The sequence below is a fragment of the Pseudoalteromonas amylolytica genome, from assembly GCF_001854605.1.
Taxonomy (GTDB): domain Bacteria; phylum Pseudomonadota; class Gammaproteobacteria; order Enterobacterales; family Alteromonadaceae; genus Pseudoalteromonas; species Pseudoalteromonas amylolytica.
Genome location: NZ_MKJU01000025.1, coordinates 394,870 through 407,585 on the forward strand (window position 1 = coordinate 394,870; position 12,716 = coordinate 407,585).

The following is a 12,716-nucleotide window of genomic DNA, read 5'->3' on the forward strand; positions in this document are numbered from 1 at the left end:
TCTTTACGTTTACGTAAACTGAGTGTTGGGGGCTTTTTTGTTAACTTTTAATTTAAATTGACACTGGTGTCATGGTCTTTTTTTAGTCATTTATTACGGTGTTGAGCGATTTTTCTTACTTTCGGTTAATTTGTCATACCAATGAGAAATATTCATGTTAATGAATATGTATTCATAATTGTGTTGACTCCAATATAAAACCTCGCTAGTTTTGAATATCTGTCAAAAATCTCGTTAGAAGTGTAACCAATGGCAGTTGTAGCAAGGGGAGGAGTCCATGTTATATGACTCGGCACTAGAAAAAGATAACTGTGGCTTTGGCTTGATAGCACATATCAATGGTCAAGCGAGCCACAAACTCATTCGCACGGCAATTCTTGGGTTAGACCGAATGCAGCACCGTGGTGGTATTGCATCCGATGGTAAAACTGGTGATGGCTGCGGATTATTATTACAAAAACCCGATAGCTTTTTCCGTGCTATTGCTGCTGAGCAACAGTGGCGACTAGGAAAGAATTATGCGGTTGGTATGATGTTCTTAAACACTGATAGTGAACTTGCCCAAGCAGCACGAAAAGTTGTTAATGAAGAATTAGAAAAAGAAACCTTGACGCTTGTTGGTTGGCGAGAAGTACCCACCGACCCATCTATGCTAGGTCCAATTGCGTTAAAACAGTTACCAAAGTTTGAGCAAGTATTTGTGAGTGCGCCTGAAGGTTGGCGCCCTAAAGATCTTGAGCGTCGCTTGTACATTGCTAGACGTCGCATTGAGAAGCGTTTATTCGATGATAAACAGTTTTATATATCGAGCTTATCTGGTTTGGTCACCGTCTATAAAGGGCTAATGATGCCAGCGGACTTGCCAAACTTTTATCTTGATTTAGCTGATATGCGTATGACCAGCGCGATTTGTGTGTTCCACCAACGTTTTTCAACTAATACACAACCACGTTGGCCGTTAGCTCAGCCGTTTAGGTATTTGGCTCATAATGGTGAAATCAATACCATCACGGGTAACCGTCAATGGGCTAGAGCACGTGCTTACAAGTTCTCTTCGCCTTTATTGCCTGACTTACAAAGCGCAGCGCCATTTGTTAATGAAGAAGGTTCTGACTCATCTAGCCTAGATAACATGCTTGAGCTGTTTCTAGCAGGCGGAATGGATCTATTTCGTGCTATGCGTATGCTTGTACCTCCAGCGTGGCAGAAGAACCGAGCGATGGACGAAGACTTACGTGCATTTTATGACTTTAACTCAATGCATATGGAGCCATGGGATGGGCCTGCAGGTATTGTTATGTCTGACGGGCGCTTTGCAGCTTGTAACTTAGATAGAAATGGCTTGCGACCCGCGCGTTATGTACTGACGCAAGACGGTTTTATCACGCTCGCATCTGAGGTGGGTATTTGGGATTATGCGGCGGATGAAGTTATCGATAAAGGTCGTGTTGGTCCTGGGGAGTTGCTGGTAGTCGATACGTTACATGGCAAAATTTGGCAATCGGATGAAATTGACCAAGACCTCAAGGCTCGACACCCTTACAAAGCTTGGCTAGAACAAAACGTCAAGCGGTTAACGCCATTTGAACAACTAGACGAACAGCAGGCTGGTGGTCGAGATTTAGATGAGCAAACGCTACTGACATATCAGAAATTATTCGGTTACAGCAACGAAGAGCTAGAGCAGGTGCTTCGGGTGATGGGCCAAAACGGCCAAGAAGCAACTGGCTCGATGGGAGATGATACACCTTTTGCTGTACTATCAGAGGGTTACCGTTCTTTGTTTGACTATTTCCGTCAAAAATTTGCGCAAGTGACCAATCCACCGATCGACCCACTTCGTGAAAATCACGTGATGTCATTGGCAACCTGTATTGGCCGAGAGCAAAACGTATTTAATGAGACGACCGGACACGCCAAGCGCTTACAATTTGATTCACCCGTATTGTCTTACTCTGATATGCAGCAGTTACGCAATGCAGATGACGAACATTACTCTATCTGTAAAGTTTCCTTGCAGTACACACAGGAAGAAGGCTTACAAAATGCCATTATTCGAGTCTGTGATGAAGCTCAGCAAAAAGCGCAAGCTGGTTGCGTCATGGTGGTACTCAGCGACCGTGAGATTAGTGAAGGCACGCTTCCGATACCTGCGGCGATGGCTGTTGGAGCGGTGCAACAAAGGTTAGTAAATAGTAACCTGCGCTGCGACTCAAACATTATTGTTGAAACAGGCAGTGCCAGAGATCCGCATCAATTTGCTGTATTACTCGGTTTTGGAGCAACAGCGATATACCCTTATCTGGCTTATGAGTCTTTGGTTGCGATGTGTGACTCGGGCGTGATCAAAAAAACTTATCGAGAAGTCACCTTGGCTTATCGCAATGCGATTAACAAAGGGTTGTACAAGATCATGTCGAAAATGGGGATCAGCACCATTGCGTCATATCGTTGCTCAATGTTATTTGAAGCGGTAGGGCTGTCAGATAGTGTGGTTGAGCTGTGCTTTAAAGGTGTTGCTAATCGCATTCAAGGTGCATGTTTTGAAGACTTTTCTGAGGATCAGGCAAAGTTACATAAACTAGCGTTTAGCAAGCGCAAGCTGTTAAGTCATGGTGGATTGCTTAAGTATGTTCACGGCGGTGAATATCATGCCTACAACCCAGATGTTGTGCAAAGCCTTCAAGTAGCGGTACGTTCGGGTAGTTATGAAGACTACTTGAAATATGCACAACTGGTAAACAATCGCCCAGTGACGAACTTACGAGATTTACTGGCGCTAAAAACTCAGACCCCAGTCAATATCGATGATGTAGAGCCTGCAACAGAGCTTTACAAACGTTTTGATTCAGCAGCGATGAGTATTGGCGCCCTGTCTCCCGAAGCCCATGAAGCGCTAGCCATTGCGATGAACCGCTTAGGTGGATGCTCTAACTCAGGTGAAGGGGGTGAAGATAAACTTCGTTTTGGTACTGAGAAAAATTCACGAATTAAACAGGTAGCCTCTGGTCGCTTTGGTGTCACACCTCATTATTTACATAGTGCTGATGTAATTCAGATCAAAGTGGCACAGGGTGCTAAACCGGGTGAAGGTGGGCAACTACCGGGTGAAAAGGTCACGCCTTATATTGCCAAACTGCGTTATTCTGTGCCTGGTGTGACTTTAATATCACCACCACCACATCACGATATCTATTCAATTGAGGACTTGGCGCAGCTTATTTTCGACCTAAAACAGGTGAATCCAAATGCCTTAATCTCGGTCAAGCTGGTATCGGAGCCTGGGGTTGGCACGATAGCGACAGGTGTGGCAAAGGCATATGCCGATCTCATTACCATTGCAGGTTATGACGGAGGCACAGGCGCAAGTCCACTGACATCAGTTAAGTATGCAGGTAGCCCGTGGGAGTTGGGTTTAGTCGAAACTCAACAAGCTTTGGTTGAAAATGGACTACGTCACCGTATTCGCTTGCAAACAGATGGTGGCTTGAAAACGGGCTTAGACATCATCAAAGCTGCCATCTTGGGTGCGGAGAGCTTTGGCTTTGGCACAGGTCCTATGGTTGCTTTAGGGTGCAAGTACTTGCGTATTTGTCATTTGAACAATTGTGCAACGGGTGTTGCTACTCAAGATGAAACATTGCGCCAAAAGCATTATCACGGTTTACCAGACATGGCGATGAACTACTTTAAGTTTATTGCGCAAGAGGCTCGAGAGCTGATGGCGGCATTGGGTGTCACTCGCTTGGTTGATCTTATTGGTCGTACTGACTTACTAGAGATGATAGAAGGGCGCACTGCCAAACAAGCTAAATTAGACCTGTCAGGTTTACTTGCTAAGCCAAATAACCCATCGGGTGAAACGCTTTACTGCAGCGCAGCAAATACTTCTCACTACCAAGGTCAGTTGAACGAGCTTCTGTTGGATAAAGCAAAGCAAGCAATTGATGACAAAACTGGGATCTCTTTAGTTAATCGCATCAGTAATACAGACCGCTCTGTAGGTGCCATGCTATCGGGCTATATTGCCAGTAAACACGGTAATCAGGGCATGGCAGCGGACCCAGTTGCGATTGAATTACATGGTACTGCGGGTCAGTCTTTCGGTGTTTGGAATGCTGGCGGCCTAGAAATGACGCTGGTGGGTGATGCGAACGATTACGTGGGTAAAGGCATGGCCGGTGGTAAGTTGGTTATTAGACCACCTATGGGGTCAAGCTTTGCCAGTCACCAAGCCACTATTATGGGTAACACCTGTTTGTATGGTGCAACGGGCGGTAAGTTGTTTGCTGCGGGCCGAGCTGGCGAGCGCTTTGCTGTTCGTAACTCGGGCGTGCAAGCCGTTGTCGAAGGAGTAGGAGACAATGGCTGTGAATATATGACCGGTGGCGTTGTATGTATCTTAGGTGCTGTCGGTGTCAACTTCGGTGCGGGTATGACTGGTGGTTTTGCGTATGTTTTAGACGAAGGTAACGACTTTGCTAAACGCATTAACCCAGAATTGGTTGAAGTTGTAGAGCTAACACAATTGCCATCTCATCAAGAGCATTTACGCGGCCTGATTGCCGAACACCTTGAATTAACATGTTCGTCAAGGGCAGAGCAGGTGTTAGCTAATTTTGATTTGTACTTACCAATGTTTAAATTGGTAAAGCCAAAATCGAGCGATGTAAAAAGCCTATTAGGGCATAGAGCGCGCAGTAGCGCAGAGCTTCGTGTGCAGGCTCAATAGGGGGAAGTATGAGCGAAAATGTTTATCAGTTTATTGACGTACAAAGGGTAGATCCGCGTAAGAAACCAATTTCAACGCGCAAGCAATCTTTTGTGGAGATTTACGAACCTTTTTCTACCAGTCAGGTAAATTCGCAGTCAGATCGCTGTCTTGACTGCGGCAACCCTTATTGTGAGTGGAAATGCCCTGTACACAACTACATACCACAATGGTTAAAACTGATCAGAACGGGGCGTATATTCGAAGCGGCTGAGCTGTCTCATCGCACCAACAGCTTGCCTGAGGTCTGTGGCCGTGTTTGTCCACAAGATAGGTTATGTGAGGGCGCGTGTACGTTAAATGAGGAATTTGGCGCAGTTACCATTGGTAATATTGAAAAATACATCACAGATACCGCATTTGCCCAAGGCTGGAAGCCAGACATGTCTTATGTTGTTTGGAGTGACAAAAAGGTTGCCATTATTGGTGCCGGTCCAGCAGGGTTAGGGTGTGCTGATATCTTGGTTCGTAATGGCGTGAAGCCGGTAGTGTTTGACCGCAACCCAGAAATTGGTGGACTGCTCACCTTTGGCATTCCTTCATTCAAACTTGAAAAGTCGGTAATGCAGAAGCGCAGAGAAATATTTAGCGAAATGGGTGTTGAGTTTCAGTTGAATACTGAAGTGGGCAAAGACATCTGTATGGATGAGTTGCTATCTCAGTATGATGCCGTGTTTGTAGGTGTTGGTACATATCAAAGCATGCGAGGAGGGTTGGCAAACGAAGGTGCTCCGGGTGTATATGATGCGCTGCCATTTTTAGTAGGTAATACCAACCGTGTGATGGGGTATGATGAAACAAAACAGCCTTTCATCGACATGGCAGGTAAAAAGGTGGTTGTGCTTGGTGGCGGAGATACGGCCATGGACTGTGTACGTACATCGGTAAGACAAAATGCAGCCTCGGTAGTGTGTGCCTATCGCCGTGACGAAGAGAACATGCCTGGCTCTCGTCGTGAGGTAAAGAACGCCAAAGAAGAAGGGGTTGAGTTTAAGTTCAATCTCCAGCCCAAAGGCATTGTGGTGGATGACAATGGTCATGTTAAAGGCGTTGAAATGGTACAAACTCAGCTCGGTGAAGCGGATGAGAATGGCCGAAGAAGAGCCGAAGAAGTCCCAGGGTCTGAACATACCTTGGACGCCGATGCGGTATTAATGGCATTCGGGTTTAAGCCACATAGCTTAGATTGGTTAGCACAATATGATGTGGAAATTAATCACTGGGGTGGCATTGAAGCCCCAGAAAAAGGGCAGTTTACTCACCAAACCAGCAACCCAAAAATCTTTGCAGGCGGTGATGCCGTCAGAGGCTCAGATTTGGTTGTAACCGCTATTTTTGAAGGCCGTAATGCGGCTGAGGGAATACTGGACTATTTGGATGTGTAAACACCCATAAAGGCTTTAAGATTCAAACTAAGTAGTAAGACCATCGAGCCCGCGACAGTGGGCTTTTTTGTGGCGAACTTTAACTTGTAGGCTCGATAAGCTACAAAGCGGAGCCATCCTACATGACTATATTTTCAAAAAGCAGGATGGCGTTTCGCTTATTCGACCAACGCCACTAATCTATGCACTTTGCACCGAAAGCAACTCTTGTGCGCTGGCTTTGGTGGTAGCGCTGATTTTATCACCACCGATCAGACGGGCAATTTCTTCAACGCGCATCTCATGCTCTAGTGGCTTCATAGACGTGAAGGTTTCGCCATTATCAACAACTTTAGCGACAAAAAACTGCTGGTGGCCACTACATGCAACTTGTGGTAAATGCGTTACACAAATAACTTGAGTGGACTGACCTAATTGTCTGAGCAATTTACCTACTTGCGATGCGGTGGGACCAGAAATACCTACATCTACTTCATCGAATATGAGTGTTGGCGTGGTGACGCGCTGGGCGATGATAACCTGAATTGCCAAACTAATACGTGAAAGCTCGCCCCCTGAGGCAACTTTACCTAGTGGTTGTAATGGTTGGCCAGGGTTAGTTGAGACCAAAAACTCAATATCATCAAATCCGCTGGCCGCAGGTTTTTGTTGTGGCTTTTGTGTCAACTCAATCGCAAAACGGCCATTCTCCATGGCGAGTGATGCCATGCTTTTGGAGATCAATTCATTAAGTTGCCCAGCTGCTGCTTGTCTGCTTTCACTCAATCCTTTTGCGGCAATGTTGTAGGCATGTATGGCGTCTGCAATTTCTTGCTCTAACGCATCTAAGCGCTCAGAGTCTGAACAGATCTCGTTGAGTTCTAGTTTTAATTGCTGATGAAAGGCAAATAGCTCATCTGGTTTAATTGCATGTTTACGGGCTAAGTCCATTGCTTTTGACAAGCGCTCTTCCACCTCTTGTAGGCGCATTGGATCTTGCTCGATGTTTTCTCCATAGCTGCGTACTTCTCGGCAAGCTTCTTCTATTTGTACTGCGGCTTCTTCAAGCATTTGTGCGATAGAACTGAGCTGGTTGTCGTAGCCGGCTAACTCACAAAATTTTTGCGCGCTGTGTTGAAGTTGGCTCAGTACGGTTTGATCATCCTCGTATAGATGCGCAAGCTCACGTTGGCAGGTTTCTAGTATCGTTTGACTATGACTTAAGCGACTGTGCTCTGCTTCTATTTCCTCAAACTCACCATCCTGTAAAGCAAACTCATCTAATTCTGCAACTTGATATTCAAGCAGTTGTTGCTTTGCAACTTGCGTTTGTTGCTGCTTTTGTAATTCGCTATATTCGCGCTGTAGTTTATTGAAGTGGCTGTATTGTGCATTGACTGCGTTAAGTAAAGCGTGGTGCCCAGCATAAGCGTCGAGTAGGTGAAGTTGATGCTCTGGTTTGAGTAATAATTGGTGCGCATGCTGACCATGGATAGAGATCAAATATTGTCCTAGCTCTTTAAGTTGGCCTGCGGTAACAGCAATACCATTGATATAACTTTTGCTGCGGCCGTTTTTACCAATGACGCGGCGCAAAATGCAATCTTGATCTTCGTTGTTGAGCATATGCTCACTTAAAAATTGTTTTGCGACGGGTAGTTTTGAGATATCAAAATGTGCACTTATTTGAGTTTTGTCAGCACCGGGACGAATGGCTGAGGCATCGGCTCGCTCACCTAAACACAATGAAAGCGCATCTATAGCGATAGACTTACCGGCACCTGTCTCGCCTGTGATGGCGGTCATGCCCGAACGCCACTCAACTTGTAGCGCGTTTACAATAGCAAAGTTTTTAATTTCTAAGTTAATAAGCATACTGTGTATCCAAACAGTGGTTATACTGTTAATCTATACAGTATGCTGATTAAAAGCAACTCGAATTTGACTAAATCAGCACAATATTGGCTAGCTGGTTGTTAGCCTTTGTCTTGCATCTAGCATTTGCTGCTTTGTTTGTTCGTCTAGCTCATTGTCGCTTTGTGCGTTGTCTTCTAGTGGTTCTTCATCGATTTCTAGGTTCATCGGAACATCGGGTGTTTTAATCAAGGTGATCAACGCAGGTAAGATTTCATAGTAAAAATCTTTGTTGTAGGCAATACCATTGCTGGGTAATTCCGCTACAAAATACTGTAGCTGTTCGGCGAGTAGCTCGGTATTACCTGTTACTCGACACTTACCTAATTCAGTCCCGACGGTACGGGTAAATAACTCACTAACAACTTCAAGCTGAGTCAGATTGGCTTCCGTGTGTGCTTGAACGACAAAAAAGTTACCGACAATAGCATTAATCTTTGGAGCGTATTTAGGGCGCAGGATTTTAGCGTCTACATACTCGGCCGTTCTTTGTTTAAAGTGTGTTGTTATCTCTTTTAAACGGTTATTAAAAATTTTCTTTTCGGCTTCACGTGCCTTTTTACGATTATTTTCTATCACAACGTACACTCCAAGTAATGTAATCAGAAGAAGTAGTGTGAAAAAAACAATATAACTGATCATGTCGGTTCAACTTTCCTAAATTAGAAAAATAGTTTTTATGTATTTTGCGGTATCTTACAGGTATTAGTAAAGCCTGCTACCCCAATTTAATTTTTGTCTAAGTACGTTGTAGTACGAGTATGATTTTGGGTGGATTAAACGCAAAGATTTCTCTGCTTTTTTTATGACCACTTCGTCACCAGGAAGCACAGCGAGCACCACATGGCTATCGCAGCTCACTTGTAGGCTATCGGTATTCTCAAGGCTGAGTTTGAGCCGAATTTCATTGTTAGCGTCAACCACCAACGGGCGACTTGAAAGCGTGTGCGGAAACATGGGGACTAGCGCCATGGCGTTAAGCTGAGGTGTGAGAATTGGCCCACCACCAGACAGAGAATATGCAGTTGACCCAGTCGGCGTCGAAACAATCAGTCCGTCTGAGCGCTGTGAGAAAACAAATTCTCCATTGATAAATGCTTCAAACTCTATCATGTGTGCAACTTTGTCAGCGTGAAGTACGGCTTCATTCACTGCAAGGTTTGCACTTTTGAGCTCTGCGTGACGGTACACTTCTACTTCTAATAAAAAGCGAGACTCGGAAATAAACTCTCCGCGTAGCACTTCTTCAAGACTCGCTTCAAACCCATCAGGATTCAAATCCGTTAAAAAGCCAAGGTTACCTCTGTTTACACCTATTACTGCCACGTCAAAACGTGCTAGTACGCGCGCTGCACCAAGCATATTACCATCACCACCGACGACGATAGCCAAGTCGCATTGATTGCCTAGCTCCACCAGTTCTGTAAGTGAGTTGTTATCTATGTTAGATATTTGCGCTCCTACGCGCGCTTCAACCAATACGGTGTAACCAAGTGCTTGCAAAAAGGTATATAAGCGTTGTAAGGTCAACGCCGCGCCTTCATGACTCGGCTTACCAATTAAACCAATGGTTTTGAAGGGAGTCGTCATGTTGAATGTCCTTGATAATAATAGCGCAAGACTAACTTAAAAAGTTATGACTTGAAACTGGCAAATGATGTCACTACATAAATAATATGAAATTAACAGCACGCGACCAACAAATCTTTTCTGCCGTAATGAGCTTGTACTGTAACGGCGAGGGGCATCCTGTTGCTTCGAGTAAAATAGCGAAGCAAAAAGGCATGGCAGTCTGCTCTGCAACCGTTCGCAATGCAATGGCCAGATTAGAAAGAGAAGGCTTACTTTATTCTCCTCATACCTCAGCCGGGAGAGTTCCCACAGATTCTGGCTTGAAATATTGGCTGGACGAGTATTTTGCACTTGCGCAGATAGCCAATTACTGGCAGCCAGAACAAAACCAGTTGATAGAGTTTGCGCACAACTTAAGCCAAAAATTCAATGTGTGTTGTTGTGTTGGTTTACCGCAAGCAAGTTCACAGTTGGTATTTCGTGTTGAAGTACTCGCATTTGATAGTAGTTCTTGGTTGGTGCTCTTAATTGATAGAGCAGGTCAGTCACAAAATATTTGTATCAATAAACCTAAAGATGACAGTGATCAGCATAGGTATTTATTCGCGGCTTGGATGAATACGGTATTTAGTCAACAGACTCTAATTGAAGGTTTACACCGGATGCGTGCGATGGCGCACAGCGCCCCTGAAAATTGTCGAGAGCAATTAGCTCAATGGACGAGAGAACTTCACCACCAGCTAGGCACTGATAACAGTATTGTTGTAGGTGAAAGATATTTATATCAAGGGTTAGACATAGAAACCGAACTCAATATTGGTGTGTCGTTCTTGCATCAGGTTGAAGATAAGTTAGCGTTTAAGAATGGTTTGTCTGTTGTACTTGGTACTGAGCTGAGCACACTCAATGTTAAACAGTCCGTTGTTTTGAGTGTTCCGTATTTTCAAAAAGGTGAATATCAAAGCAGATTTTGTGTAATTTGCCCATCTAATGCGCCGATTGAGGCTATCATTACACAATTTTCCCAAATCACGCCATTAGGGGCTTGAATCTCAAAATTCAATCCCCATAATTAGCCACAGTAGTAAAGAATTGGAGAAATCTTACATGTCTGAGCAAACCAATGCCCCTGAACATGAACAAGACGCTGCTGAGCAAGTAGAGCAAGCAGCTCAAACACAAGAAGAAACAAAAGTAGAAGATGAAGCGCAAGCTGAGTTAAGCCCAGAGGAAGAAATAGCTGGTTTATACGCTGAACTGGAAGCTGCAAAGCAGACTATTGCTGATCAACAAGACAGTGTTGTACGTGCTGCTGCTGACGTTGAGAATATGCGTCGCAGAGCAGCGCAAGATGTTGAGAAGGCGCATAAGTTTGCTTTAGAAAAGTTCGCTAATGAGCTTTTGCCTGTGATTGACAACCTAGAACGCGCGATTGAATTCTCTGATAAAGAAAATGAGACCTTAAAGCCTGTGCTTGAAGGTATCGATATGACATTAAAGAGCTTTTCTGACGCTGTTGCCAAGTTTGGTGTTGAAACTGTTAATCCTCAAGGAGAAGCATTTAACCCAGAGTTACATCAGGCTATGTCTATTCAACCAAGCAATGATGTCTCACCAAACACCGTGCTTGCGGTAATGCAAAAAGGCTATACGCTAAACGGTCGCTTATTACGACCTGCGATGGTTATGGTTTCTAAAGAAGCGGAATAAGCATATCTTTGGCATAAAAAAAGCCGAGTTAATCGGCTTTTTTTATGCCTGATTTTTGCCAAACTTGATACAGACAACACGCTATAACGGCGCTTAGCATCAAACAAGCAAACGGCAATGCGGTACTTGGCTTAATGAGTGCTAAAATAGGCCCGACTAAGGCACCGCTGCCAAAACGCAAAGTTCCAATTACAGCAGTGGCGGTTCCGGTGTGCTTTTCAAAAGCGATTAAAATTAAGGCATCTGCGTTGCTAGCGATAATCCCTAGGCTCATCATCAATGGTGCAATGGTGCTGGCGAAGACCCATACATTGACCTGTTGAGTGCTTTCGAACACTAAGGTGATGCCCGTAACCATCCCAATGATTAAGCCAAGATAGAGTAAACGTCTTGACCCCAGCTTTGGTACTAGCCGTGTGTTTAGGAAGTTACCAAACATGAGCGCCATCACATTAAGCGCAAATAGAATACCAAACAGCTGCTCGGAGACTTTGAAGTAATCAAGGTAGACGAAAGGAACGGACGTAAGGAAGCAAAAGAATGCAAATGACGCAGCCATAGACGTGAGTATATCCATGCGACATAGCTTGTTGGACAATACTTGTTGATAGTTTTTAAAAAAGAAGCGTGCAGAGATCTTATCTTTGTTAAACCTTGGTACATCGATATCAGCGAAGGTAATAAAAACAAAAACTACGATGGCGTATAAAGTTAAGCACCAAAATATTGCACTCCAATGCAAAATGAGCATCAGACCTGCACCAATACTTGGTGCCAGCAGCGGAGCTAGCATCATAATCATAGATACATAAGACATGCCTTTGGCGGTATCTTGCTGATAATAATGCCGAATTATTCCAGGTACCACGACACTTGCGGCAGCGCCTGTAAAGGCCTGAATGACCCTAAGCAGATTGAATGTTTCTATGTTTGTGCAAAGCGCAAGTAGTGCTGAACTGATAGCAAACCCCAACAGCCCAAAACGCGCTAACAGGGTACGTGAAAATCTGTCAGCTAATGGACCGAAAATCAACATACCTAGCGCATAGCCCGCTAAGTAGCTGCTCAAAGAAACTTGTACCTTCTCCAAAGACGTATTGAGTTGTTCAGCTATCACGACCATAGCCGGCAGATATAGGTCTATTGCAAGCGGTGTTAACGCCACTATACTGGCTAATAATGGCAAAAATAATCGACCAAGAGGGTGAGCGTTTTGCACAGGCGTCCAAAATGATGAGTTTGTGTTAAGTCTAACAAACTGAAGCATATTCAGGGGAATTTCTGAGTCAGAGTGCAATAATTTGAGACAAGTCTTGGCTTTTGCCCTAATCGGCGTTTGAGTAGCCAGTCAAATGTTTTAAACTAGCGACAAACTTAATGTTACG

8 protein-coding genes are annotated in these 12,716 nt (G+C 44.4%); 4 read left to right on the plus strand and 4 right to left on the minus strand.

Annotation, left to right across the window (positions count from 1 at the left end; all coding sequences use genetic code 11):
* Window positions 1-277: 277 nt before the first annotated feature.
* Together gltB and BET10_RS08290 are read left to right on the plus strand one after the other, a co-directional pair.
* On the plus strand, window positions 278-4,732 hold the full coding sequence (gene gltB, locus BET10_RS08285; protein WP_070984866.1) for a glutamate synthase large subunit: 4,455 nt from the start codon (window positions 278-280) through the stop codon (window positions 4,730-4,732).
* Window positions 4,733-4,740: 8 nt separating this feature from the next.
* Window positions 4,741-6,156, plus strand: coding sequence for an FAD-dependent oxidoreductase (locus tag BET10_RS08290; protein ID WP_070984868.1), 1,416 nt, complete (start codon window positions 4,741-4,743; stop codon window positions 6,154-6,156).
* A 180-nt stretch (window positions 6,157-6,336) separates the two neighbouring features.
* Here the strand turns inward: BET10_RS08290 and recN are convergent, their stop codons facing one another.
* From recN to nadK, 3 genes are all read right to left on the minus strand, one after another.
* Complete coding sequence (gene recN, locus BET10_RS08295) at window positions 6,337-8,010, minus strand: DNA repair protein RecN (protein WP_070984870.1); 1,674 nt, start codon at window positions 8,008-8,010, stop codon at window positions 6,337-6,339.
* Window positions 8,011-8,100: 90 nt separating this feature from the next.
* A complete protein-coding gene (locus BET10_RS08300) occupies window positions 8,101-8,688 on the minus strand; it encodes a hypothetical protein (RefSeq protein ID WP_070985590.1) in 588 nt (195 codons plus the stop codon).
* A gap of 66 nt (window positions 8,689-8,754) precedes the next feature.
* Window positions 8,755-9,639, minus strand: coding sequence for an NAD(+) kinase (gene nadK / locus BET10_RS08305; protein ID WP_070984872.1), 885 nt, complete (start codon window positions 9,637-9,639; stop codon window positions 8,755-8,757).
* 86 nt (window positions 9,640-9,725) lie between these two features.
* Here nadK and BET10_RS08310 point away from each other — a divergent pair, with 86 nt between their 5' ends.
* Window positions 9,726-10,670 carry an HrcA family transcriptional regulator gene (locus tag BET10_RS08310; protein WP_070984874.1) on the plus strand — a complete coding sequence of 315 codons (945 nt, stop codon included), beginning with the start codon at window positions 9,726-9,728 and terminating at the stop codon, window positions 10,668-10,670.
* A 58-nt stretch (window positions 10,671-10,728) separates the two neighbouring features.
* Complete coding sequence (grpE, locus tag BET10_RS08315) at window positions 10,729-11,331, plus strand: nucleotide exchange factor GrpE (protein WP_070984877.1); 603 nt, start codon at window positions 10,729-10,731, stop codon at window positions 11,329-11,331.
* A gap of 28 nt (window positions 11,332-11,359) precedes the next feature.
* Here grpE and BET10_RS08320 read toward each other — a convergent pair whose 3' ends face one another.
* Complete coding sequence (locus BET10_RS08320; protein ID WP_070985591.1) at window positions 11,360-12,550, minus strand: Bcr/CflA family multidrug efflux MFS transporter; 1,191 nt, start codon at window positions 12,548-12,550, stop codon at window positions 11,360-11,362.
* Window positions 12,551-12,716: the final 166 nt, after the last annotated feature.